The 22881-nt window shown below is 68.4% G+C and carries 27 protein-coding genes and 1 pseudogene; 10 read left to right on the top strand and 18 right to left on the bottom strand.

Features of this window, described 5'->3' with window-relative positions; translation table 11 throughout:
• The coding region (locus JYK17_RS27730; RefSeq protein WP_222811415.1) for a molybdopterin-dependent oxidoreductase at positions 1-533 on the bottom strand (533 nt) is incomplete at its 3' end.
• Positions 534-890: 357 nt separating this feature from the next.
• Positions 891-1340 carry a DUF5709 domain-containing protein gene (locus JYK17_RS27725; RefSeq protein WP_108014088.1) on the bottom strand — a complete coding sequence of 150 codons (450 nt, stop codon included), beginning with the start codon at positions 1338-1340 and terminating at the stop codon, positions 891-893.
• Between the two features lie 306 nt (positions 1341-1646).
• Between JYK17_RS27725 and JYK17_RS27720 the strand changes: the two genes are divergently transcribed.
• Complete coding sequence (locus JYK17_RS27720; RefSeq protein ID WP_108014089.1) at positions 1647-2228, top strand: GNAT family N-acetyltransferase; 582 nt, start codon at positions 1647-1649, stop codon at positions 2226-2228.
• An 86-nt stretch (positions 2229-2314) separates the two neighbouring features.
• Here JYK17_RS27720 and JYK17_RS27715 read toward each other — a convergent pair whose 3' ends face one another.
• From JYK17_RS27715 to JYK17_RS27700, 4 genes are read right to left on the bottom strand one after another with little or no spacing between them, the layout of a single operon-like run.
• Entirely contained in the window at positions 2315-3070 is a 756-nt protein-coding gene (locus JYK17_RS27715) for a class I SAM-dependent methyltransferase (protein ID WP_128800869.1), read from the bottom strand.
• Positions 3071-3080: 10 nt separating this feature from the next.
• Positions 3081-3698, bottom strand: a complete 618-nt coding sequence (locus JYK17_RS27710) for a hypothetical protein (protein WP_234548370.1) — start codon at positions 3696-3698, stop codon at positions 3081-3083.
• Between the two features lie 43 nt (positions 3699-3741).
• On the bottom strand, positions 3742-4542 hold the full coding sequence (locus JYK17_RS27705; protein ID WP_108014092.1) for an alpha/beta fold hydrolase: 801 nt from the start codon (positions 4540-4542) through the stop codon (positions 3742-3744).
• Between the two features lie 60 nt (positions 4543-4602).
• Positions 4603-5352 (bottom strand): aminoglycoside phosphotransferase family protein, encoded by a 750-nt coding sequence (locus tag JYK17_RS27700; RefSeq protein ID WP_108014093.1) that lies wholly within the window; start codon positions 5350-5352, stop codon positions 4603-4605.
• A 75-nt stretch (positions 5353-5427) separates the two neighbouring features.
• On the opposite strand from JYK17_RS27700, the pseudogene JYK17_RS40720 reads away from it, so the two are divergent.
• Positions 5428-5691, top strand: a pseudogene (locus JYK17_RS40720) (hypothetical protein); the annotation flags it as partial.
• Positions 5692-5755: 64 nt separating this feature from the next.
• The gene (locus tag JYK17_RS27695; protein WP_222811414.1) at positions 5756-6355 is read left to right on the top strand and encodes a YdcF family protein; all 600 of its coding nucleotides are present in this window, start codon (positions 5756-5758) and stop codon (positions 6353-6355) included.
• A 131-nt stretch (positions 6356-6486) separates the two neighbouring features.
• Here JYK17_RS27695 and JYK17_RS27690 read toward each other — a convergent pair whose 3' ends face one another.
• Positions 6487-7227, bottom strand: coding sequence for an alpha/beta hydrolase (locus tag JYK17_RS27690; RefSeq protein WP_128800872.1), 741 nt, complete (start codon positions 7225-7227; stop codon positions 6487-6489).
• A 188-nt stretch (positions 7228-7415) separates the two neighbouring features.
• Between JYK17_RS27690 and JYK17_RS27685 the strand changes: the two genes are divergently transcribed.
• Positions 7416-7799: a RidA family protein gene (locus JYK17_RS27685; RefSeq protein ID WP_234548369.1), complete on the top strand. Its 384-nt coding sequence runs from the start codon at positions 7416-7418 to the stop codon at positions 7797-7799.
• A 98-nt stretch (positions 7800-7897) separates the two neighbouring features.
• Here the strand turns inward: JYK17_RS27685 and JYK17_RS27680 are convergent, their stop codons facing one another.
• On the bottom strand, positions 7898-8824 hold the full coding sequence (locus JYK17_RS27680) for an aminoglycoside phosphotransferase family protein (RefSeq protein ID WP_222811413.1): 927 nt from the start codon (positions 8822-8824) through the stop codon (positions 7898-7900).
• A gap of 107 nt (positions 8825-8931) precedes the next feature.
• Positions 8932-9561, bottom strand: a complete 630-nt coding sequence (locus JYK17_RS27675; protein ID WP_108014097.1) for a TetR/AcrR family transcriptional regulator — start codon at positions 9559-9561, stop codon at positions 8932-8934.
• A gap of 120 nt (positions 9562-9681) precedes the next feature.
• On the opposite strand from JYK17_RS27675, the gene JYK17_RS27670 reads away from it, so the two are divergent.
• The 6 genes from JYK17_RS27670 to JYK17_RS27645 all read left to right on the top strand — a co-directional run bounded on the left by JYK17_RS27670 (position 9682) and on the right by JYK17_RS27645 (position 15789).
• Entirely contained in the window at positions 9682-10416 is a 735-nt protein-coding gene (locus tag JYK17_RS27670) for an SDR family NAD(P)-dependent oxidoreductase (protein WP_108014098.1), read from the top strand.
• 280 nt (positions 10417-10696) lie between these two features.
• Complete coding sequence (locus JYK17_RS27665; RefSeq protein ID WP_234548368.1) at positions 10697-11563, top strand: GNAT family N-acetyltransferase; 867 nt, start codon at positions 10697-10699, stop codon at positions 11561-11563.
• A 160-nt stretch (positions 11564-11723) separates the two neighbouring features.
• Complete coding sequence (locus JYK17_RS27660) at positions 11724-12590, top strand: U32 family peptidase (protein WP_234548367.1); 867 nt, start codon at positions 11724-11726, stop codon at positions 12588-12590.
• 87 nt (positions 12591-12677) lie between these two features.
• A complete protein-coding gene (locus JYK17_RS27655) occupies positions 12678-13916 on the top strand; it encodes a sugar ABC transporter substrate-binding protein (RefSeq protein ID WP_234548366.1) in 1239 nt (412 codons plus the stop codon).
• Positions 13913-14965, top strand: a complete 1053-nt coding sequence (locus JYK17_RS27650; RefSeq protein ID WP_181362562.1) for an ABC transporter permease — start codon at positions 13913-13915, stop codon at positions 14963-14965. The genes JYK17_RS27655 and JYK17_RS27650 overlap by 4 nt, the downstream gene beginning before the upstream one ends.
• A complete protein-coding gene (locus JYK17_RS27645) occupies positions 14962-15789 on the top strand; it encodes an ATP-binding cassette domain-containing protein (protein WP_234548365.1) in 828 nt (275 codons plus the stop codon). The genes JYK17_RS27650 and JYK17_RS27645 overlap by 4 nt, the downstream gene beginning before the upstream one ends.
• Before the next feature lie 9 nt (positions 15790-15798).
• Here JYK17_RS27645 and JYK17_RS27640 read toward each other — a convergent pair whose 3' ends face one another.
• From JYK17_RS27640 to JYK17_RS27600, 9 genes are all read right to left on the bottom strand, one after another.
• Complete coding sequence (locus JYK17_RS27640; protein WP_222811411.1) at positions 15799-16812, bottom strand: zinc-binding dehydrogenase; 1014 nt, start codon at positions 16810-16812, stop codon at positions 15799-15801.
• A 48-nt stretch (positions 16813-16860) separates the two neighbouring features.
• On the bottom strand, positions 16861-17235 hold the full coding sequence (locus tag JYK17_RS27635; protein ID WP_222811410.1) for a MerR family transcriptional regulator: 375 nt from the start codon (positions 17233-17235) through the stop codon (positions 16861-16863).
• Complete coding sequence (locus JYK17_RS27630; RefSeq protein ID WP_128800876.1) at positions 17222-17791, bottom strand: cysteine hydrolase family protein; 570 nt, start codon at positions 17789-17791, stop codon at positions 17222-17224. Before JYK17_RS27630 ends, JYK17_RS27635 begins: the two co-directional genes overlap by 14 nt.
• Positions 17792-17806: 15 nt before the next feature.
• Positions 17807-18262 carry a hypothetical protein gene (locus JYK17_RS27625; protein ID WP_108014104.1) on the bottom strand — a complete coding sequence of 152 codons (456 nt, stop codon included), beginning with the start codon at positions 18260-18262 and terminating at the stop codon, positions 17807-17809.
• 63 nt (positions 18263-18325) lie between these two features.
• Positions 18326-18493, bottom strand: coding sequence for a hypothetical protein (locus JYK17_RS27620; RefSeq protein WP_258198380.1), 168 nt, complete (start codon positions 18491-18493; stop codon positions 18326-18328).
• 70 nt (positions 18494-18563) lie between these two features.
• The gene (locus tag JYK17_RS27615; RefSeq protein ID WP_234548364.1) at positions 18564-18761 is read right to left on the bottom strand and encodes a hypothetical protein; all 198 of its coding nucleotides are present in this window, start codon (positions 18759-18761) and stop codon (positions 18564-18566) included.
• Positions 18762-18855: 94 nt separating this feature from the next.
• Positions 18856-19911 carry a LacI family DNA-binding transcriptional regulator gene (locus JYK17_RS27610; RefSeq protein WP_222811409.1) on the bottom strand — a complete coding sequence of 352 codons (1056 nt, stop codon included), beginning with the start codon at positions 19909-19911 and terminating at the stop codon, positions 18856-18858.
• 50 nt (positions 19912-19961) lie between these two features.
• Complete coding sequence (locus JYK17_RS27605; RefSeq protein WP_222811408.1) at positions 19962-20900, bottom strand: ROK family protein; 939 nt, start codon at positions 20898-20900, stop codon at positions 19962-19964.
• A complete protein-coding gene (locus JYK17_RS27600) occupies positions 20897-22618 on the bottom strand; it encodes a class I mannose-6-phosphate isomerase (protein WP_234548363.1) in 1722 nt (573 codons plus the stop codon). The genes JYK17_RS27605 and JYK17_RS27600 overlap by 4 nt, the downstream gene beginning before the upstream one ends.
• Between the last annotated feature and the right edge of the window lie 263 nt (positions 22619-22881).

Here is a 22881-nt window from a genome sequence, read left to right as displayed (position 1 = left end):
AACCCGGGAGTGTCGTCGTCGTGCAGTTCGATGCCGCGGACCCACTTGGCGGACTTCCACAGATAAAGATGCGGGACCAGCAGCCGGACCGGGCCTCCGTGCTCAGGGGTGAGGTCCTCGCCGTCGTACCCGTAGACGATCCACGCCTTGCCGTCGAGGAGGTCCTCGAGGGGCAGGTTCGTCGTGTATCCGCCGTGGGAGGAGACGAGGACGTACTCCGCCGCGGTCTCCACGTCCGCGAGCAGGACGTCCAGGGAGACCCCTTGCCAGCGCGTGCCGAACTTGGACCATTTGGTGACGCAATGGAGGTCCACGGTCGGGCTGTCCGACGGCAGCGCCGTCAGAGCGGACCAGTCCCAGACATGGCGCTTCCCGACTTCGGTGGTGACGGACAGCTTCCAGGTGTCGCGGGGCACGCGGGGCGTGGGGCCTGCCGACAGCACGGGGAAGCCGGTGGTCTCGTACTGGCCCGGCGGGAGCTTTGTGCCGGGGGCAGCTCTGCGCCCGTGGAAACCGCGAGAGATGATCGTCATTTCTGGGCGTCCTTACCGGTCGGACGGGAGGCGAACGGTCGGGCGGGAGGCGGTGCGGGGGCCGCGTCGGCCTGACGAGGTGGCTTCGCGCAGCTCCTGCGCGTCCACGATGCTCTTGTGAAGGGCGTTCGAGCCGGTACGGAGATCGCCGACCGGCGTTTCCGGTGCAGTGCCGCGGGCGTTCGAGGCATGGCCGACCTGTCGCTGCCGGACACTGAGCCGTCTCTCGACGGCCTCGCGCACGCCCGGACAGCTCCTCCGCATGCTAGTCGCCGACCAGGGTCCTCGCAGCAACAGGCGTCGGGCACCCCTGACCGCTCGTACTCGCCAGGGCCGTCAAGGACGGCGGCACTGCTGTCACTCGGTGTCGCGCTCGGGGACGACGTGCACGGCCGCCTCCTCCGCCGACGCCGCACCACCGTCGACACCGGCGTCCCAGGCCGTGTTGTCGTCGAAATCCACGTCGCCGTCCACGTCCTGGCCGACCAGGCGGCCCGCGCGCTCGTCGCCGACCTGGTCGTCGAGGAGTTCCCCGTCGGTGTCGACGGAGTCGCCCAGTCCGTCGCCTTGATCCTCCGCTCGCGAGTCGGGGACCTCGCGCCCCAGCCGGTGGGCCAAGTCCTCGTGGGAGGCCCCTTCGCGTGCGGTCAGGCCCCACTCGGACACGCCGACGGGCCTTTCGGGAGGCGAGTACCCCTCGTCGAGGATGTCCTCGCCGAACTCGTCCTCGTCGTACTCCTCCTCGGGGCTCAAGGGGTTGAAATCCGCCGGATCGCTCGCGGCCGAAGCATCATCTGCTGCCGTCATCAGCGTCTCCCATGCCGTCTCGTCCTCTCATTCTCCCGCGCGACCCTGCCGCGGTGGCTCGAATCCCCTCATCCGAACGTCCCGGCATGGACGCGGCATCTACGCGGCGTCGCCGACGGCGTTTCAGGACGGTGAACCCGTCGGCCCCACGGCGGGCCATGGGCTCCGTATGGGCACTACCGACCGCGTACATCTATGCACCATCTACAGCGTGTCCGCAGACGTCGCCTCACTATTGGATATGCGCCCCTGCACACGTCGCGGGTGTTGAATGGGAAGCCGAACCGACAGCCGGAGGTCACCTACATGGCCAAGCCCGAACAGCACCACGTGACCGTCGACGGAAGGCGCATCCGCACCAACCGGCTCGTCCTACGACCGTGGTCGCTGCAGGACGCGGCCGCAGCTCTCGCCGTGTACGGCCAGGGCGAGGTTGCCCGGTGGTTGGCGCCCGCGATGGAGGCCGTGGCCGACGAATCCGCGATGACGGCGGTCCTCAAGCAGTGGATCGACCAGTGCTCCACTCTGGAGGCGCCGGCGGGCCGCTGGGCCGTCGAGCTGGCGGACAGCGGCGAACTGATCGGCGGAGCCGCCGTACTGCCCCTGCCGCCGGACGGCATCGACCTGGAGATCGGCTGGCAGCTGGCGCCTGCGCACTGGGGCCAGGGGCTGGCCGCGGAAGCCGGCCATGCAGTCGCCCACTACACGTTCACCCAAGGCGTCGACGAGGTGTTCGCCGTCGTACGCCCCCGCAACGCGAGGGGTACGGCGACCGCGCGGCGCGTAGGCATGGAGTGGGTCGGGGAGACGCAGAAGTACTACGGCCTCACCCTGCAGGTCTATCGGCTGCGCAAAGGCGACCTCGACCTGCCGACCATCCCGACCTGACCCTCGTCCGGCACGGCTGTCCGGCACGGCTGTCCGGCACGGCCGCTCCTCGCGACCAAGTGCACTGGGCAATGGGCAATGGGCGCTCAAGTCTGTGCGGTATGACGTCGCGCCACGAACATCAACTCCCTGCCCGGCCGGTCCGGCGCGTCGCGTACGTCCTCGACGGCGAACCCGTGCTCGTGCAAGTCCCGCTCGATTTCCGCACGTTCACGGAAGCGCAGGGTCGATTCAGAGATCAGTACCTCTCCGTCCGCAGCGAACACATGCGTGTCCCGGAAACTCACCAGCGGCAGACTCACGTCCGTCAACTCGGCCCAGGTCTCGACGCGTCCGACGCCCGGTGCGTCCGTCACGCGGTACGTCGACTCACGCGTCCACCGCGCCCATTCCTCCCACACTCGGTACGCCGGATCGCGCGTCTCGAAGACCAGCCGACCGCCCGGCCGCAGCGCCTCGTGGGCGCCGCGCAGCGTCGTACGCCACGCCTGCGGATCGACGATCGCCTGGGCGACATTCCCGGTCATCGTCACCAGGTCGACCTGCCGGCTCTGCAGAGTTGGCAGGTCGCCGGCATCGCCATCGAGCCAACGCACCCGCTCGCCACCCGGCTTGCCCCGCGCGACGTCGACGGACGCTCGCGCGGGATCGATCCCGGTGACCCTGATCCCACGCTCGGCGAGCAACAGCGCGAACACACCCGTACCGCACCCGATGTCCAACACGGACCGCGCACCGAACTCCCCCGCCATCACGAGATACGCGTCGAGGTCGCTGCGGTCCGCGTCGAGAGCGTCGTAGACGGCGGCGAGGCGCGGGTGTCCGAAAATTGCGTCAACCATGGAGGCGACCCTATGCGGCGGCGCCGAGACCGAATGCTGTGGTGACCTGCTCCGTGAGATCATCCTCGGTCACCGACGTGTCAACCTGAATGGTGCGCAGTCCGAGACACTCAGCTTCCTTTTGAATGCGCATGGTGAACAAATGGTCGCGTTCGGCGATATTGCGGCAGGCCTTTTCTGGATCGCTGGTCTGCCATACGAACCCTTCCCCCGGAATGGCCCGACTCTGGAATGCGGCCTGGCGGAAATCAGGTGTGGGCAGGAGCCAGACCGCGTGCTCGGGGGCGGCAAGGAGAGGTTTCACCAGGTGCGGCAGCAGTCGGAAGCCCTCGACGACGACTTCCGGCTCAGGAGGCAGCCGCAGAAGGTCTTCGACAATCAATCGGAAGCCCTCGCCTCGGAACCAGTGGAATGTCTCCAGCATGATGTCCGGGGATCGGTTCACCCAGCGCTCGTCCATGTCCATGGCCATGAATTTGTGCAGGAACGGGGCCTCCTCGGGTGTGGTCCGCCTCGCGTGATCCCCCATCACGTCGTCGGTTGCGCAGAGGCGCCAACCGTAGCGGTCGGCGAGTCGGCGGGCGATTGTCGATTTGCCTGCCCCGCTCCCGCCACCGATCCAGTACACGTGTCGCAGACGGGACCGAAGCTCTGCGGCATGGGACATCTCTTCAAACCGTCCGGGCTCCATCCCTCTCCCAGGTGTGCGCGGAAAACCGGGTGGTCTGGACGTCGACGGTGCCGTCGCCCTCTTCCACCAGCATGGTCACACGTCCAGATCCGTAACGGGCCGACGTCGGAGTGAAGCTGGATTCGGCGAGGACGACCAGAGTGGGGCAGACAACCTGTGCCCACTCGCGCCGAAAGGAACGCTGGGCGTTCTCTGCAAGCGAGTTGACCATCACATCCCTGTTGAAGCGGGGCCACAATCCGCCGTCACGTTCTTCCAGTCCGGCTGCCCAGCCTTCACCGACCGGTCCTCCTCCGCCGCCGCCGTGGAATGCGACTGCGGCTTCGCGTGAAGGGAACGGTGTCGGCCATGAGTCGAGCCATCTGCCAATGTCGAGGGGGCCGTTCCGGTTTGGACCGCCAGGGCTTGCCTCGACGAGCGCGAGAGCACGGACGACATCGGGATGTGCGGCAGCGGCGAGCATGGCCGTGTGTCCGCCCAGCGACTGGCCTACCAAAACGGGCCGCTGCAATGCCAGTTGATCGACAACGGCGATGACGTCGGTGACGTAGGCGGCTCTAGACACGTCCTTCGGCAGCCGCTCGCTGGCGCCGTGCCCGCGCTGGTCGACGGCGACCACCCGATACCTGGAGCTCAACATCCGTGCCAGCACGTCCCATTCACCCGCGTGACCGGCCAGGCCGTGCAGCAACACGATGGACTGCTGGTGTTTGGACCGGCCCCAGTCCCGGCAGGCAAGACGCACACCGTCTCGCACCACCATGCGTTCGGACCATGTCACTTGGGCCTCCAAACAGTCTTGTGCCGTGGCCGACGTATCCGAGCGTGAACCAGCGCGATGTCACATGCGAGCTCTCAGCACGTCGACTTCGCAGCCCGGCGCGAACGGGTCGAAGCCGTGCTCGACGAGCCAGCGAGTCGCCAGCAGGCTGCGCAGCGACCACCATGCCCGGATCACGTCGAGGTCGACGTCGGTGCCGTAGCCGGCGATGACGTCGCCGAGGTGCTCCTCGTGGCCGAGCGTCAAGATGGCGAGGTCGAACAGGGCATCGCCATGCCCCGCTTCGGACCAGTCGATGATGCCTGTGACCTCATCGTCGTCGTCGACGAACACGTGAGTGATCTGCAGGTCGCCGTGCGTGAACACCGGAGTCCACGGCCGGAACACGGCCTCGGCGATCTGACGGTTGCGAGTCACCAGGTCGGCGGGCAGGGCGCCGTTCGCCACGAGCCACTCGCACTCGACATCGAGTTCCGCCGCCAAGTTGTCGCGACTCTCCCCAGCCCGGCCACGCCTGGGCGGCAGCGGTGCGCCGTGCAACGTTCGGATGGCGGCCCCCGCCGCCGCCCACGCCGCCGGCGACGCGGTCGACGGCTCGCCCAGCACGCCCAGCGCCCTCCCGGGCACCGCGGAAAGTGCGAGCACGGGCGGTTTGCGCCACAGCACCTCCGGCGTCGGCACCGGCGCCAGGGCCATCGCCTCGACCTCCCCATCGATGCGCGCCTGATCGGCGTCCACCTTCAGAAACACGTCGCCGACCCGCAGGGTCGCCCGCTCGGAATGGGCTACGACGACCTTGACCTCATCCATGGGTGATCAGTATCCCGGGGCCGGCCGTCGACGTCGCCGGATTTTTCGAGTGGGCGTATCGGATCGCGTGAGGTGGTCGCTCGCGCGGTTATCGATGGCGATTACATGGGGCAGGTGCATCCGGCTCCTGAGGGAGATCCTCACCGCGCGGAGATCACCGCGGGCATCTTGACTGCCGTGTGGGCGAACTCCGCCGGCCCGGGCGCCGGCGCCTGATCTACACGAACACCCTGAGTGTGCTGCCGGAGGCCACGGGCATGTTCGAGCGCGCCATGGGGGCCGGCCGATACCAGCACCCGTGAGCGGCTGGTGGGACGAGAACTCGGCTCAGAGTTGGAGTAGGAGTTGAAAGGAGGTATCCGCAACGCACGGCTGCTGAGCGAGCTGCCCTAGAGTCGATCGCATGCGGCGACGGACGGGACTGGCGATAGCAGGGGCCATGGCCCTTGCCTGGGGCGAGTGGTTGAACTGGCGCTGGTCTCAAGCCCTCGTGGGGCACAGCAGGGGCGCCGTCGACGCCGTGGTCGTGCTGGGTTTCCGAAACCCCCAAGCGACGGTGAACGTCATCAACCGGTGGCGAGTCCGTGCCAGCATTCGCTCCGCCATTGCTGACGGTGCTTACGGAACGCGCGTGATTTTCAGCGGCGGTACGACCGGAGACGGGGCTACGGAGGCCCAGTTGATGGCTGACTACGCGAAGTCGGTGCTGGAGTTCGACGGCACGGTGCTCTTGGAAGAGCAGAGCACGACGACTTGGGAGAACATCACGAACGTAATCCCACTGCTTGAGGATGTCGACCGCATCAAGATCGCCTCCCAGCCGGCCCACGCACTCAAGGCCCGCGCCTACTTGCGGCGGCAGCGCCCCGACCTTGCTGAAAAGCTTGTGCGCGCCGACGATTACCGCCCTGGCGAGTGGCTGCTCATCAAACCCCTGCTGGCGCTCTACGGGCTTTGGACGCTCCGCGGTCTCAAGGCGGACGAGCGACGGATCCCCCGGTAAGAGGTCCTACCGCGGTCCCCCACCGAGCACAGAGTTCGGCAGGGAACCGCGTCACAAGCAGCAGACGAGCGCGGACGCTCCGGCGAGCGGCATCCTGGTCAGCGCGGATTACCACCCCGGTAGCCCTGGCCTCACTTCAGATGTCGAGTGAAAAACCCGGCCGCGTCCTCCCCCGCGAACTGCGGGACCCCGGTGTGGCCGCCCATATTGGCGTGCAGGGACTTCTCCTTGGAGCCGAAGGCGTCGAACAGGTCCAGGGCCGCCTGTCGGTCGTTTCCCTCGTCGTCCCACTGCAGCAGGACGTGCAGCGGAATGGTGACCCGGCGGGCCTCCTCGAACATGGCGCGCGGCACGAAACTCCCGGCGAACAGACCGGCGGCCGTGATGCGCGGCTCGACCAACGCCAGCCGGATGCCGATGGAGATCACGCCCCCTGAGTAACCAACTGGCCCCCCGATCTCGGGCAGTTCAAGTAGAGCGTCCAGGGCGGCCTGCCATTCCGGGACCGCCCTGTCGACGAGCGGGAGGATGAGGGCGTCGATGAGCTCGTCGCTGATCGGCTCGTCGGCCTGCTTCGCCCGGCGCAGGTCGGCGCGGGCTTGTTCGGCCGCCTCCCACCGGGGCCGTTCGCCACAGCCGGGGAGCTCGATGGTGGCCGTGGCGATCCCGTCCGCCGCGGCGTGCCGGGCCCGCCCCACCAGCCGGGGGTACATCTTGCGCAGCCCGAGCGTGGGGTGGCCGAGCAGGATCAACGGGACCGGTGCGGACGCCGAGGCGGATGCGGGAGTCCACAAAATTCCGGGGATCTCGCCGAGGGTGAATTCGCGCTCTACGACACCGCCGTCGAGACGCCGTTCTGAAGTGAAGTGCATGGTCGTGCCTTTCGGGAGTGCGCTGAACGGCGCTCCCGGACGACGACCTATCGCCCGACCGTGGCTCCAGAGGAGAGCACCCATGTCGATACGTTCACGGGTACCACCTCCTCACTCACTCGCACGGCCACCGGAAACGTAGCAGTGGTCATCACGGTCCGCCAAACGCTTTGTCGCGCCTGCGGAGCGTGCGGCACATCAACCCCGATGGGCTGCATCGCAGCCCGGCCTTCAGTCAGGCCGTCGTGGTCGAACAGCCCGCGAAGACGATCTACATCGGAGGGCAGAACGGCGTCGACGCCGAGGGCAAGGTCGTCGGCCCGACAGTCGGCGAGCAAGCCAAGCAGGCGTTCCGAAACCTCGCGACCATCCTGGAGAGCGAGGGGGCCAGTCTGGCGAACATCGTCCACTGGACCATCGCCGTGGTGGAGGGCCGGACGTTCGAAGAGGGCGTGGCCGCCTTCCAGGAAGTGTGGAACCGGGACGACCCACCGCCAGCCATCACGGTCCATGTCGTAGCCGGCCTGGGCCCCGGCTTCCTCGTCGAGATCGACGCAGTCGCCGTGGTCTGACCGGCTCAACGACAGCCGCTTTCACCTGGATTGCTGAAGCGGCCCTCCCTGCGGCAGCACCCTCCGTGGTGGTTCCGCCAGCACGCACCACGAGTGACCTACACGCCCTTCAGAACTCGGTCGAGCGCAGCCCAACCCACAGGCCCCCAGTGCGGCTTGCCGCCGGGGAGCCCTCGGTCTCCGTTCTGCCCCATGAGTATCAGGAACAGGCTTTTCATCGCGGCCAGTCCGCGGGCACGCCGGATCGCCGCCTCGTCTGCATGGCCGTAGGCGTCGAAGAAGCGTGAGGCCGTGCCCGCCGGCAGCAGGACCCATGCGGCGGCGAGGTCCCACGCCGGATCGCCGGCGAATATATCGCCGAAGTCGACGATGCCGCAGAGCGTTCCGTCCGAGACGACGACGTTCGCGGGATGGAGGTCGCCGTGCACCCAGACCGGCGGGTCCTCCCATGCGTCGGCCGCAACGGCGTCGTCCCAGACGGCCCGGACCCCGGCTGCGTAATCGTCTGGGGCGACGACATCGTCGGGGGCGACGGAGCGCAAGAGGTTCTCGAAGCCGTCTGTGCAGTCCCGGGGATGACCCCCGCGGTCCGTCGCGATCGGTGCATCGGCGGGCGCCTCCACGTGCAGTGCCCGGAGGAAACCCGCCAGCGTGTCGGCCGCGTGGGTGCCGCGGCTGATCGAGCCGTGGTCCAGCGGTTCGCCGGGGACCCATGTCATGACGGTCCAGTGCTTGGGGAAGCGCGCGGACGGTTCACCGAACCGCACCGGCGTCGGCACCGGAAGCGGCAGCCGCGGGGCCAACACCGGGAGCCACCGCCGCTCCTTGAGCTGGAGCTCCGGCGTGGGGTCCATACGTTGCATGCGTACGGCCAACTCGTCCCCGAGACGCCACATTTGATTGCCCCAACCTCCCGCCACCTCACGAATGGCGAGCCCGGCAAGGTCTGGATGCTGATCCTTCAGCAGGTCGCGGACCAGGTCTGCGGTGATCTCGATCTCGGTGTCGATCTCGGTGTCGGTCATGCGAGGTCACGGTACCGAAACGGCGGGCAGAGCGAATTGGCCGCGCCGCGTCGACAACGAGCTTGCAGCCAAGGCCGAGGTGGCAACGGTGACGCCACCATACGACGTCAAGAACTAACCCTGCGCGATGCGATATGCGCGAGCATCGCGTCCAGGGCCACCTCCAACGGACGTACCTCACGCTGAAGTTGGGTCAGCAGAAGGCCGCCCTGGAGCGCGGCGAGGGTGGCGAGAGCGAGGTCTTCGGGGTCGGCGTCGAGTTCGCCGCGGTCGTGCATGGCCTGCAGGCCGGAGCGGATGGCGGCCTCCCAGCGCACGAAGCCGGTGGCGGCTGCGAGCCGGGCCTCCGGGTTCGTCTCGGCCACCTCGCTGCCGAGGGAGCCAATCGGGCAGCCGCCGCGGCACTGCAGGCGCAACTGGTACTCGACCAGGGCGTCCCGCCAGCGCCGTAGACCCTCCATCGTGTCCAGGTCGGCGAACAGCGGCTGCTGCATGTCCAGTACCGACTGGGTCTGGTACTCGATCACCGCCAGTAGCAGTTCCTGCTTGTCGGCGAAGTAGTGGTAGACCTGCGAGCCGCTCACCCCGGCCGCGGCCCGCACGTCTTCGAGGGTCGCCTCCGTCACGCCCCGTTCGTACATGAGCTGCGCGGCCGCCGCGACGATCCTTCGGCGTGTCTGCTCGCCCTTGCGGGTCAGTTTGCGCTCCGGCCGCCGTGCCTCTGTACGGGTTTCCATGCTGGACAGGCTAGCAGATTTTGGATTGGACAACCCATTTTTCAGTGAGCATTGTGGGTCATGCAACCCAGTCCACGGGCTGAATGTCTGGCCCGGGCTGAATCTCTGGAAGGACCGAGCATGGAACTCAGCAACAAGCGCGTCCTCGTCACCGGCGGGACCGGCGGCATCGGCAGCGAGACAGCCCGACTGCTGGCCGCCCAGGGCGCCGAGGTCATCGTCTCCGGCCGCAACACAGGACGCGGCGAGGCGACCGTGCGCTCCATCACGGACGCCGGGGGCCGGGCCCGCTTCGTCGCCGCCGATCTCACCGACCTGGCCTCGCTGCGCCGTCTCGCCGAGACGGCAGGTGACGTGGACGTACTGGTCAACAACGCGGCGATCTTCCCCGGCGCCCCGACCGTCGACCAGGACGTCGACACCTTCGACACCACGCTCGCGGCCAACATCCGCGCACCGTACTTCCTGACCGCGGCACTGGCCCCGGCCATGATCGCCAAGGGTGCCGGCAGCATCGTCAACATCAGCACCATGGCCGCCCGGATCGGTGTGCCCGGGCTTTCCCTCTACAGCGCGACGAAGGCGGCGCTGGAATCGCTGACTCGCACCTGGGCGACCGAGTTCAGCCCTGCCGGAGTCCGCGTCAACACCGTCGCCCCCGGCCCCACCCGCACCGACATGGTGCTCGCCACGGTGGGCGAGGAGGGAGCCGAGCAGTTCGCCAAGACGACCATCCTGGGTCGGCTCGCCACCCCGCGCGAGATCGCGGAGGTGATCCTCTTCTTGGCCACGGACCGCTCCGCCTACCTCACCGGCGCCACCATCGCCGCCGACGCCGGCCGCACCGCAGCGTAGGCCTCCTCCACACCGCCCCGGGAGCCCGGCAGGCCCAACACCCTGCATCCGGGGCGGTGCGGGAGAGCGCCCACGGCGCCCACGGCGCCCACGGCATCCACGGCATCCACGGCATCCACGGCCGCGAACGCAGAACCGTGCGTGTCCTACGTCAGCAACGCCCCGCACCGCCCAGCGCGTGCCGGGCCCGCTCCTCGAACCAGAAGGAAATTTGCTGCTTCGGCGCGGGAGACGGCGACTAGCCTCCGAGCATGAGCCAGGAAACAAGATGCGGGCGCACATGACCCGGTCGCCGCTTTTCTGCGACCTCGCCCTGGCGCAGCGCATCGAACGCGTCGAGGTTCAGCTGATGGCCGCGGCGACGGAGGCCGCCTGCCGGCGCCGAGCGGACAACGGCGGATTCGTGCTGCCGCTGGGCGGTGCCGTGGCCACGTTCGCCGAGGACGGCTCCCCTTTCAACAAGGTCGCCGGACTCGGGTTCGACGGTGTGCCCGACGCGGCCTCGCTCGACGACATCGAGCGGGCCTTCGCCGAGCGCGGTGCCCCGGTGCAGGCGGAGGTGTCGGCGCTGGCCGACCCCGGGATCGGCGCCTTGCTGACGGAGCGCGGATACCGGCTGACCTCGTTCGAGAACGTGCTCGGACTCGCCCTCGACGGTCCGCGCCAAGCGGTGGCTCACCCGGGAATCGAGGTCCGGAAGTGCCGTGACGACGAATTCGACACCTGGCTGGACGTCGTGGCCGAGGGTTTCGCGCATCCCGACGCCCAAGGCGTCCCCGCGCACGAGGACTTCCCACGACACGTGCTGGCGAACGCCGAACGGGACTTCGCCGCGGCCGGAGTGGTGCACTACATCGCCCTGAGCGACGGCACCGCAGCCGGCGGCGGCAGCCTTCGTACAGCGGACGGCGTCGCGCAGCTCACCGGAGCGGCGACCGCCCCCGCGCACCGTCGCCACGGCGTACAGACGGCCCTGCTCGCGACCCGTCTCGCCGACGCCGCGGCCGCCGGCTGCGACATCGCCGTAGTGACCACCCAACCGGGTTCCAGGTCCCAGCAGAACGTGCAACGCCACGGTTTCCACCTGCTGTACACCCGCGCCGTACTGGTGAAGCAACAACACCAGCCAACCCCTCCGGTCCACTGAAGCCCGAGCCCCCGCGCAGCGAATGCCTCCCTCTGCCGTTGACGGCTCATCGCTCGCTGCCTACCGTCCAAGCGCAGTGATGTCGAACAGGGTTCGACATATCGATCGGAAGAAGGTCCCGATGGACGGCATGGAAAGGTCGCGGCGGTCGCTGTCGGCGTTGGGGCTGCCGGAGCGGGACCTCGGGGAGTTGCCCGATTCGGAGAAGCGGTTTCCGGATGGCGCGCAGTACCGGGTGGAGATCCCGTCGGTCGAGGGTCCGGGACCGTTGCAGGCGGTGGTGGGCGAGGCCGAGCGGCACGGGATCCGCATCCATCGGATCAGCCAGGGCAGCGGCATGATGCTCCTGACCGACTCGGAGATCGAGCAGATGGTGGCGCTCGGCCGCGAACACGACCTGGAGATCTGCCTGTTCGTGGGTCCACGCGGCGGTTGGGACATCGGTGTCCAGGCCGCGTCCGCGGCGGGTGGCGGTGCGGCGGCGGTGCTGCGCGGCGCCGACCAGCTGGCGTACGGGGTCGAGGACGTCATCCGGGGCTGCGACCTCGGCGTGCGCAGCGTGCTCGTGGCCGACATCGGCCAGCTGTGGGTCCTCGGCCGCATGCGAGAGGCCGGCGATCTGCCGCCGGACCTGGGCATCAAGGCGTCGGTATCGATGCCTACGGCCAATCCGGCGTCCGCCCGTGTCCTTGAGGACCTCGGGGTCACCACGATCAACCTGCCGATCGATCTCACCCTGGCCCAGATGGCGGCGATCCGGCACGCCGTCGACACGCCGCTCGACGTCTACGTGGAGGGGGCCGACGAATTCGGCGGTGTGGTCCGGTACTACGACATCCCGGCCCTGGTGCGCGTGGCCGCTCCTGTCCATCTCAAGTTCACGGTACGAAACGCGCCATCGCTGTATCCGTCCGGAGCGCACCTTGCCGACGTGGCCGTGGCGACCGCGCGCGAGCGCGTACGGCGTGCGGCGATCGGTCTTTCGGTGCTCCGCCGGCACTATCCGGAGGCGAAAGGCAGCACCTGACCGGTGGCTACGCCGGCGCCGACGCAGGTGGGGCAGGGCTGACGATTCACGTACAGATCTTGACGAAACCGTAGCCGACTGGGGGCCTTGACGGCCTATCAGGCCGGTTCTACTTTCAGCCCCACCAATTATGCCGAACGCCGTTCGAAATACCGGGCAGCGTGGGCCGAGCGGGCCGGAGTGATCATGAAGAAGATCGATCCGCAGGTGGAAGAGGCCGTCGACACGCTCAGCCTGAACGGGCTGGCCAGGCGGCGGCTGTTGAGCGGCGCGGGAATGCTGAGCGCCTCGGCCGCGGCGGCTGCCCTGCTGTCCGCCTGTTCAGCCGACAACAAGAGCGACAACAACAAATCGGGCAACGGCGTCGGCGACTTCCCACAGACGCCGAAGTGGAAGTTCGTGTTCGTCAACCACGTCACGACCAATCCGTTCTTCACTCCGACGCAATACGGCGCGTCGGACGCCTGCGCGCTTCTGGGTGCCTCGTTCCAGTGGACCGGTTCGAAAGATTCGAGCGTTCCGGAAATGGTCAGCGCCATGAGCTCGGCCGTTTCCGCGAAGGCCGACGGCATCGCGCTGGCGGTCGTCGACAAGAACGCCTTCAAGTCGCCCGTCGCCAAAGCCCTGGACGCCGGAATTCCGACCATCTCGTACAACGCGGACGGGGCGAAAGGCGATCCGGGGACGAGTCGGCTCTGTTACGTCGGGCAGGACCTCTACCAGTCCGGGGTCGAACTGGGCCGCCGTATCGCCTCGTTGATGCCTTCCGGCGGAGACGCGGTCGGATTCATCGCCACCCCCGGCGCGCTCAACATCCAGCCGCGCATCGACGGGGCCACCGACGCGATCAAGGCATCCGGCAAGTCGATCAACTTCAAGTCGGTCGCCAGCGGCGCGGAGCTTCCGCAGGAGCTGTCGACCATCGACGCGTACGTCAGCGGACACAAGGACCTCAAGGGCCTGTTCGCGGTCGACGCGGGCTCGACGGAGAGCGTCGGCAAGGTCGTGAAGAAGTACGGCCTGAAGAAGAAGAACGTGGTCGCGGGCGGTTTCGACCTGAACCCGAACACCCTCACCGCGATCAAGGCGGGCGACCTCGACTTCACCATCGACCAACAACCCTATCTGCAGGGCTTCTTGAGCGTGCTCTACCTGTGGATGTACAAGCTGTCCGGTGGGCTGGTGATCCCGAGCGTCACCGACACCGGCCTGCTCTTCGTGACCAAGGACAACGTCAGCCCCTATCTGCAGACCAAGACCCGGTACGAGGGCTCCAGCACGAAGCAGCAGCTGATCAAGCGCTCCGGCCCGATCGCGCACGCATGAGCGAGCGGACCGTGCAGGACGCGATCGACGGGAAGACCACCACGGCCGGCACCCCGCTGGTGAGGCGGCACGGCCCGCTGCGCCTGGTCTACGAGGCGTTCGTGATCCGCCGCGAGGCCACCATCTTCATCGTCGCGGTGGGTCTGCTGCTGTACTTCTGGTCCAACAACTCCGACTTCCTTGCCCGCAACAACCTGGTCAACCTCTCGCAGCAGACGGCCCCTTACGCGATCATCGCGGCGGGCATGGTGCTGCTGCTGGTCAGCGGAGAGATCGATCTGTCGGTGGGCGCAGTCTTCGCGCTGTCGCCGTTCCTGATGCACTACATGATCGACTACTACGGCACGTACCCGATCGTGGCGATCATCGGCTCGATACTGGCCGGCGCCGTCATCGGTCTCGTCAACGGCTTCGTGGTGGTCGTGCTCAAGGTGCCGTCGTTCGTCGCCACGCTCGGCATGCTCTTCCTCATCCTCGGCATCATGCTGACCACGTCGCACGCGTACCCGGCACAGATCCCCGAGGCGGCGCACGGGGTGCGCGGCTGGTTCGGGCAGGCGGACTGGTCGGAACTGATCTGGTGCCTGATCATCGTCGCGTACTTCCACGTCGTGCTCACCCGCTCCCGCTGGGGCCTTTACACGATCGCCACCGGCGGCAACCCGCTCGGCGCGAGCGAGGCCGGCATCAGGACCGGCCGCATCAAATGCGGCAACTTCATGGTCACCAGCGCCCTCGGGGCCTTCGCCGGCATCCTGGAGGCCTTCCGCGTCGACTCGATCGACCCGACCTCCGCGGGTGCGGACGGTGCTTCCCCGATGTTCACCGCCGTCTCCGCCGCGGTCATCGGCGGTACGGCGCTGGCGGGCGGCTCGGGAACGGTCGTCGGGGCGCTGCTCGGCGCGCTCGTCCTGGCGGAGTTGCGCAACGGGTTCAACCTCATCGGCATCAACGCCAACCCGTTCAACATCATCCTCGGTGCGGCGATCATCCTCTCCATGGTGCTCAACGTGTACCTGGCCAGACTGCGAAGGGCAGGCCGCCGATGAGCGACACGACCGGGCAGACACCGACACCGCCGACACCGGCACCACCCACACCGGCTCAGACCCCGGAGCAGACACCGCCACCGGCCCTCGCCGTGGAGCACATGGCCAAGGGCTACGGCGCGGTCACGGCGCTGCGGGACGTGAACCTGCGTCTGAACAAGGGTGAGGTGCTCGCCCTGGTCGGTGACAACGGCGCCGGAAAGTCAACCCTGTTGAAGATCCTCTGCGGTTTTCATCAGCCCGACGCCGGGCGCATCCTCCTGAACGGCGAGGAGGTGACACTCAAGTCGGTCGACCATGCCCGTTCGCTGGGCATCGACGCGGTGTACCAGGACCTGGCGCTGGTCAACGAACTGACGGTCTATCACAACATGTTCCTGAACCGGGAGACGATCCGGCCCACCCGGCTGCTCAACAACCGCGCGATGCGCAAGATCGCCCAGGAGCACCTGGACGAGATGGGTGTGAACATTCCGTCGGTCGACGTCGAGGTCGCCAAGCTGTCCGGTGGTCAGCGCCAAGCCATCGCCGTGGCCCGCTCGGTCTACTCCGAGGCCAAGGTCCTCCTTCTCGACGAGCCCCTGGCCGCGATGGGCGCCAAGGAAGCCGCACTCATCCTCGACCTGGTCAACGACCTCAAGACCCGCGGCGAGGTCTCCGTCATCATCATCGCCCACAACTACGCCCAGGTCTTCGAGGTCTGTGACCGGGTCAACCTGCTTCAGCACGGCGAGATCACCTTCGACAAGTACACATCGGAGACGTCGGTCACCGAGCTGACCGACCTGGTGGTCGAGGAGTACCGGAGGTCGCGAACCAAATAGGTGGTGTTTCTAGCGCCAGGGATCGAGTGCGTGCTTGCCCTGGGTCAGCCCTGCTTCGAGTTGCCGCAGCACCTCGGGTGCATCCGTCAGCGCGTGCACCTGCGGCGTACCGGGGGGATACACGCCTTCGGCGATCAGTGCCTCGATCTCGACGAGCAACGAGTGGTACCAGGACGGTGCTGCCGCTGCCAGCGCTCCGATGTGCAGGCCCTTGACCTGGACCTGGTGGTTGAAGACCAGGTCGTGGGTGCTGAGTTCGGTTTCGCCGGACGCGGCGCCGAAGACGACGACGCGTCCGGTGAAGGGTTTGGCGACGGACAGACTCACCTCGAACGTGGCCTGTCCCACCGACTCCAGGACCACGTCGACGCCGCCGGTCAAAGCCATGATCTCCGCGGCCAGATCGGGGCGGCGACCGTCCAGGACGGCCTCCGCGCCGAGCGCCCTGACGCTGTCGTGCTTGCCCGGCGACGCCGTGGCGATCACGCGCGCGCCGTAGTGACGGGCAAGACGGACAGCGGCCTGCCCCACTCCCCCGGCGGCGGCGTGAACGAGCACCACCTCGCCCCTCTTGATGTCTCCCAGCGGCTTGAGTGCGGCCAAGGCGGTCGCCCAATTCAGCACCATGCCAAGGGCTTCGGCATCGCTCCAGCCGGTAGGGACCGGAAGGACGCCCGCTGCCGGCATCGTCATGTACTGCGCGAACGCACCTGGGCCGACGCCGACGACATGGGTTCCGACGGGCAGTGGGTGTTCGACCTCCGCGCCGACCTCGATGATTTCGCCCGCGGCCTCGAAGCCGGCCGCGTAGGGGGCTTGCGGCCCGCCTCCGTACGTTCCGTATGTCTGCATCACGTCGGCGAAGTTGATGCCGGCGGCGCCCACGCGGATCAGATATTCGCCGGGCGCCGGAGTGGGACGCGATCGATCGGTGGCCAGGGTCAGGTCCTTCGGTCCCCGATGTGAGTGCTGGATCAACGCCCGCATGGTCTGTGCAGCAGTTCCGTGCTCTTCAATGTCCATGCACCGACCGTAGAAACCTCCCACTTACGTCAAGGTCAAGCGGCACGGTCAGAAATCCTGCAGATCTCGGCCTCGGGCTTCCCGCAAGTACGCGTCGAGTGCCGCACGCTGGTCGTTCAGGACGGCGATGCGAGCGGTGAGCCGGTCACGATAGCTCGCCACCTCGCGCAGAAACTCCGAACACACCACGCCTGTACGGTCGTTGGACCCGGCCGCGGTGTGCGGCAGGAGCTCTCTGATCAAGCGGACGGGCAGCCCGGACTCCAGGAGCGAGCGGATGGTGACCACTCTGTCGACGGTCGACTGGCAGTAGTCCCGGAATCCATTGCTGCAACGGCCGGGCACGATCAGGCCTTCATCCTCGTAGTGCCGCAAGGACCTCGCACTCACACCGCTTGCCCGGGACGCCTCACCGATCTTCATGTCCGGCCCCACCTCCGGGCCAGACCGCGCAAGGCACCACCTCGAATCCCCGTCCTGGGAAGACCTTGTCCATGAAGAAGTCGTGCACGTCCGGATCGCCGTCACCGCACCCGTCACGCAGGACCGTCAGGTGGTAGCCGCGATCCGCCGCGTCGTAGCAGGTGGCGGCGACCATCGCGCTGGTCGCCACCCCGGCGATCGCGAGTCCGGTGACGCCGCGAGCGCGGAGTACGAGATCCAGGTCCGTGCCCGCGAACGCGCTGGCACGGCGCTTCAGCACCACCACGTCCTCGTCCGTGACCGGAAGATCGAGCTCGGTACCGGGCGTTCCCTCGTGGAAGTCGTCTCCGGCGTCGAAGAACGAGCGGAACAGCGGGATGCCGGCCGGTAGGTCGGCGCCGTTGCCCCGGAAGCCGAAACGCACGAACACCACCAGGGCCCCCGCCGCACGAGCACGCGGCAGCAGCTCGGTGAGCGGCGGCACGACCTGCTGGGCGAACGGGTAGTTGCGCGTAATGCCTCGCTGAACGTCCCCGATGATCAGAGCAGTGGACACGGACCCAACTCCTTCTCAGGCGTACTCGTTGTCCCACAGCATGCTGCGGATCCACCACCGGCCGTCGGCGTCGCGATCGACCTGGATCGAGTTCACGCCGCGAAAGCTCGGTTCGGCGTCGTCGTCCGGGGAGCGCTTGCCTTCGTACGTGCTCCACACATGGCCGATGTTGCCGAAGAGCCGGACCTCGCTGCTGGTCTCGATCTCGTACAGGTCGGCGGACTCGAGCAACGGCGTGACCGCCGCTATGAACCCGTCCAGCGTCAGCACTTCCAGCTGCGGCCGACCGGGGTCGGAGCGCACGACCCGCATGAGGCGGCAATCGGGGTGCAGCACTTCACGGTCCCTCGCCCAGTCGCGCGGGCCTGCCGGGCCCGAGACGGTCGCGTACATCTCGGCCACCAGGTGGCGGACGCGACCCTCGTCCGTGCTCTCGCGCTCTGCGTGCTGCTCTGTGTCTTGGTACGTCATGCGACCACCGTACCTCAAGACATAACGCTTGTTATGCAAAAGGGTTCGGCGCAGGCCAGAGGGTCAGGCTGCGCAGGCACTGTCGAGGGCGAGGAGACTTTCCGCGGTTTCGGCGATGGTGTCCTCGATGGGGCGCGGTTTACAGCCGAGGAGGCGCTGGGCCTTCCCGGAGGTGGCGTGGAGGTTCTTGCCGAGGAGCTTGCGCGGGGTGCGCAGGTCGGGGTTGATCAAGGAGAGGCTACGGGCCGCCCAGACGGGCATCTCCCTGCCAGGGGCGCAGTCGGCGCGTTCTTCGAGACGTTCACGCCGCGCGGGCCCAACGCCTGGTACCGGTCACCACGAACGCGGTGCCGTCGGGCATGGGGTGAAGGGTGCGGGCCAGGGTGTCGTCCAGGCAGCGCACCAGCATCCGGCCGTAGCGCGGGTCGCCGAGGTCGTCGAGGCGCCGGACCGCCTGCTGGACGACGGGGTGGTCCTTGACGCTGGTGGGGAACTGCATCGTCAGCCTTTCTGCGGGCCGTGGAGGGCAGCCGTCAGTACCACCCCCGCCCTCAGGGCTGGAGGTGCGTCAACAACGCCTGTTCCAGCGGTCGTTACGCGGTGGTGGGTGGCGGTGTGCTGCCGAAGGCGCGTTCGCCGGGGTGCTGGTGCGGGCCGTAGCGGATCACGCGGGTGGGGACCGTGACGCGGCGCGAGGCGGGTGGTTCGGCGTCCCGGTGGCCGAGGCGGTCGATCAGCAGGCGTGCGGCCTGTCGGCCGATCTCGTCGGCGTCGTACGAGACGAGCGTCAGCGGGAGGCCGAGGATGTCGGAGAGGTCGAAGTCGTCGAAGCCCGCGAGCGGAAGGGTGGTCCCCGACTTGTACAGGGCCCGGATCGCTCCTTGGCTGATGCGGTTGTTGGTGCAGAACAGTGCGGTGGGGCCTTCGGGCAGGCCGAGGAGTTCGAGGGCCGCCTGCTCGGCCGTCGCGGTGTCGACGAGGCCCTGCCTGATGAGGGCGTTGTCGGGTTCGACGCCGTTCTCCTCGTGCGCGGCCCAGAACCCGCGCAGGCGTTCCGCGCCGGTGTACAGCGCGGGCGGATTGCCCAGGAAGGCGATGCGGGTGTGGCCTTCCGCCAGGAGGCAGGCGGTGGCCTCGCGGGCTCCGTGGAAGTCCTCGACCAGTACGCAGTCGGTGTCGAGTCCGGCCGGCGGCCGTGCCGCGAGTACGACGGGGACATGACGCATTGCGTCGGCGAGGTGCTGCTGGCGGCTGCCGGCGGGGACGACGATCAGCCCCTCGACCCGGTGGTCGATGAGACCGTTGACGAGACCCGGCTCGCGCTCCGTCTGTTCGCCGGTGTTGCTGAGCAGCATCCGGAAGCCGTGCTCGGTGAGGACTTCCTGGACCCCGAGCGCGAGACGCGAATAGAAGGGGTTGGCAAGGTTGGTGACGACGAGACCGATCATCCCGCTGCCGCCGAGCCGCAGACTGCGCGCGGTCTCGTTGCGGCGGTAGCCGAGACGGTCGACCGCGGCGAAGACCCGCTCGCGGGTGGCCTCGGAGACCCCGGGGTCGTTCTTGAGCACCCGCGAGACCGTCATGGCACTGACCTGCGCGAGCTTCCCGACGTCGTGCATGGTCGGCCCGCCGCCCCGGCGAGCGGTCATGCCCCTTCCCCTTCCTGCGTCTCCGGCGGCGTCCCGGACCTGATCAGCCCTCAAGGCGCCGCCCTCGGTGTGTCCTGCGCCCAGTGGGCGGCTCCGATCAGCGGTGCCTGCGCCGGCTGCCCGGCCGGCAGTACGCGCGCGGTGGTCCCGCCCGTCCGAACCAACCCGGCCGTGAGCGCAGGGTGGATCAAGTCCCACGACTGGGCCATGGAACCACCGATCACCACCGCGGTTGCCTCGAAGCGGTCGATCCACGGGGCCAGGGCCTGGCCGAGGGTTTCGAAAGCGTAGCGGAAAGCCTCAGCAGCGGCCGGGTCGCCCTTCCTCGCCGACTCCGCGATCCGGTGGACGTCGGGCAGCTCCGCATCATCCGCGAGGGCCGCGCTGCGGGCGTAGTGGGCACGAATGGCTCGGCGCGAGACGAGGTCCTCCAACGGCCGGTCGTCCACGGTCAGCCGGTGCACATGACCTCCGGGCGGTACCCGGGTGCCTTCGTGCACGGGCAGCCCGTCGCGCAGGAACGACGAGCCGACGCCCGTGCCCAGCGTCAGGCACACCACGCGGTCGTGGCCCGCGGCGGCCCCGGCGTGATACTCGCCGATGGCGAAGGCGTCGGCGTCGTTGAGGAAGCACAGCCGCTCGGCCCGCTCGGCGAGCCGCCGGCGCAGTCCCACCCCGACGTCGACCCCCGACAGGGACTCGAACTTCCCGACGCCCGCGAAGCGGCCCACCCCGATGTCGTAGTCGAAGGGACCCGGCATGGCCACGCCCCAGCGGCGTCGGTGTTCGGCGGGCAGTTCCAGTGCCGCCAGGGCGATGGCGTCGAGGATGTCGGTGGCCGCGTCGTCGGAGCCCAGGGGCCTGCGCAGCACCGACGACGGTACGGGGCGGCCGGTTGCGGAATCGACGAGGGCGGCGGTGACATGGGTGCCGCCGACGTCGAGCACGGGGATCGGCGCACCGGTCCGCCGGGCGACGGCACTCGTCACGGCTCGACCACCAGGGCCTTGACGAGGTGCACCTCGTCGGTGCCCACCGAGCGGACGCGGTAGGGGCCCGACGCGGCCGGCACGGTGATGGTCTCCGCGAAGGCCAGGAAGTGACGGCCCGCGTCGCGGGTCTCGATGACGGCGCCCTGGCCCGCGGCGACGTTGAGGATGTGGAAGCGCCCGGCGGTGTCGTCGGCGATGTCGGCGTCCGGGGCCACGACCAGGCGGTGCACCGCGTAGAACATCTCCGGCAGGGCGCCGATGACCTCCTCGCGCCAGCCGTCGCCCGCGCGCAGTGTGCGCGGCTGCTGGATCAGGTCCTTCGTCACGTCCTCCCCACGTCGTGCGGTGTCCAGGTTGGCGAAGCCGTGCTCGTAGGGCAAGGGCCGGGAGGCGCCGGTGGCGTCCTTGCGGAGCCAGTCGTAGAAGCGCAGGGAGTACAGGTACGGCGTCGCGCTCACCTCCAGCACCAGGTTGCCCGCTCCGGAGGCGTGCGGGGTGCCCGCGGGGATCATGAACAGCTGGCCCACGGTGGCCGGGTGGGTCTGGACGTGGTCCTCGACGGGCAGCGGGGTGCCCTGGTCGATGGCGTCCTCGACCTGGCGGCGCATGACGTCGAGGTCGGCGTGCTCGGTGAGGCCGAGCAGGACCTGGGCGCCGGGTTCGCTGGCGGTGACGTAGTAGGTCTCGTGCTGGGTGTAGGGCCAGCCGAACACCTCCCGCATGTACCGCTCCTGCGGGTGGCAGTGCAGGGAGAGGTTGCCGCCGCCGATCGTGTCGAGGTAGTCGAACCGGATCGGGAAGGAGGTGCCGAAGGTGCGGTGGACCTCTTCGCCCAGCATGGCCAACGGGTGGAGCACACACAGCAGTTGGAAGGGGATCTCGACCTGCGGCCCGTTCTTTTCGCCGACGAGGACGCCTGCCTCGGGGGCGATCAGTTCGTAGCCGAGGGCGGTGTTGCCGGCCTGTGGGGTGAAGCCCAGTTCGCTCGCCGCCCACTGGCCGCCCCACGGCGTGGAGTTGAAGTAGGGGCGGGTGCGTACGGGTCCGCGGGACAGGTGTTCCAGGGTGCTGCGCAGCGTGGCGCCGTCCAGTGAGGCGGGCGTGGCCGCGTCCTGCATGTCGATCCACCGCTCGACGCGCGTCACGTGCGCGTCCCGGTGCCGGTCGAGCACGGGCCAGTCGGTGTAGAACAACCGCACCAACTCGCCGGGTTGGTCGGGGCGGCCAAGGTTGACGCCGACCGGCAGCTGCCCGTGGGCGACGGCGGCCTCGGCGTACCGCTTCGGCAGGTCCGCGTACCACAGCACGTCCGGGTCGCACAGTGCCGCGCCCGGCCCGAACACCACCACCACGCCGTCGCCCTGGGGCCGCTCGGGCCGAGGGGCGGAGTCGAAGAGGTCCGCGACCTGCGCCTCGGACAAGGGGGTGAAGAAGGGGTCGTCAGCAGGGACGGGTCGAGCGGCGATCCGGTCGGCGGCCGATGGTGCGTAGTGGCGGTGTACGTCCACCGGCTCGACCTCGCGCCCCGCGGCGCGGAGGGCCGACGACAGACCGTCGCCCAGCGCGCTCCAGTCCAGCGCGGCGGGACCGTCGACCGCGAGCACGAGCGGACCGGTGGGCAGCCCCGCGACCGCGGCGGGCCAGCCTGCCGTCACCTGCCCGTCCACGGGCTCGTAGCTGGGGTGGGGGTCGTACGAACGAGACGCGGACGGCACATCTTCTCCTCGCTGGGTTTCACCAAGTGCGTTAACGATAACAACAGCTGGCCGAAGCAGTCCAGCCCTCCGTGCGAGACTTATTTCGGCGGTCTTCACGCCATTGAGCTGCACGTATGACGCTTGGAGACCTCGACGAGAGCTTCAGATGGCGCCGAACCCTTGATGTGAGCGGAGTGTTGTCGTTAACCTCCGGGCAACACGCAGTCGGCGATTCAGGCGTTCTCCCTGGCCTCGCGTGTACTCACTGGCTCACATCCGGC

It is taken from the genome of Streptomyces plumbidurans, assembly GCF_019857225.1.
Lineage (GTDB): Bacteria > Actinomycetota > Actinomycetes > Streptomycetales > Streptomycetaceae > Streptomyces > Streptomyces plumbidurans.
The sequence above is the reverse complement of the archived record's forward strand: the minus strand, read 5'-3'. Positions and strand labels throughout refer to the sequence as shown.

Coding starts and splice junctions, on each gene's coding strand:
- JYK17_RS27665 (WP_234548368.1), top strand. CDS start 10,697: ATGACCCGGTCGCCGCTTTTCTGCGACCTCGCCCTGGCGCAGCGCATC.
- JYK17_RS27695 (WP_222811414.1), top strand. CDS start 5,756: ATGCGGCGACGGACGGGACTGGCGATAGCAGGGGCCATGGCCCTTGCC.
- JYK17_RS27610 (WP_222811409.1), bottom strand. CDS start 19,911: ATGACCGCTCGCCGGGGCGGCGGGCCGACCATGCACGACGTCGGGAAG.
- JYK17_RS27615 (WP_234548364.1), bottom strand. CDS start 18,761: ATGCAGTTCCCCACCAGCGTCAAGGACCACCCCGTCGTCCAGCAGGCG.
- JYK17_RS27635 (WP_222811410.1), bottom strand. CDS start 17,235: ATGAAGATCGGTGAGGCGTCCCGGGCAAGCGGTGTGAGTGCGAGGTCC.
- JYK17_RS27640 (WP_222811411.1), bottom strand. CDS start 16,812: ATGGACATTGAAGAGCACGGAACTGCTGCACAGACCATGCGGGCGTTG.
- JYK17_RS27690 (WP_128800872.1), bottom strand. CDS start 7,227: ATGCACTTCACTTCAGAACGGCGTCTCGACGGCGGTGTCGTAGAGCGC.
- JYK17_RS27650 (WP_181362562.1), top strand. CDS start 13,913: ATGAGCGAGCGGACCGTGCAGGACGCGATCGACGGGAAGACCACCACG.
- JYK17_RS27645 (WP_234548365.1), top strand. CDS start 14,962: ATGAGCGACACGACCGGGCAGACACCGACACCGCCGACACCGGCACCA.
- JYK17_RS27720 (WP_108014089.1), top strand. CDS start 1,647: ATGGCCAAGCCCGAACAGCACCACGTGACCGTCGACGGAAGGCGCATC.
- JYK17_RS27725 (WP_108014088.1), bottom strand. CDS start 1,340: ATGACGGCAGCAGATGATGCTTCGGCCGCGAGCGATCCGGCGGATTTC.
- JYK17_RS27715 (WP_128800869.1), bottom strand. CDS start 3,070: ATGGTTGACGCAATTTTCGGACACCCGCGCCTCGCCGCCGTCTACGAC.
- JYK17_RS27675 (WP_108014097.1), bottom strand. CDS start 9,561: ATGGAAACCCGTACAGAGGCACGGCGGCCGGAGCGCAAACTGACCCGC.
- JYK17_RS27700 (WP_108014093.1), bottom strand. CDS start 5,352: ATGGATGAGGTCAAGGTCGTCGTAGCCCATTCCGAGCGGGCGACCCTG.
- JYK17_RS27625 (WP_108014104.1), bottom strand. CDS start 18,262: ATGACGTACCAAGACACAGAGCAGCACGCAGAGCGCGAGAGCACGGAC.
- JYK17_RS27670 (WP_108014098.1), top strand. CDS start 9,682: ATGGAACTCAGCAACAAGCGCGTCCTCGTCACCGGCGGGACCGGCGGC.
- JYK17_RS27680 (WP_222811413.1), bottom strand. CDS start 8,824: ATGACCGACACCGAGATCGACACCGAGATCGAGATCACCGCAGACCTG.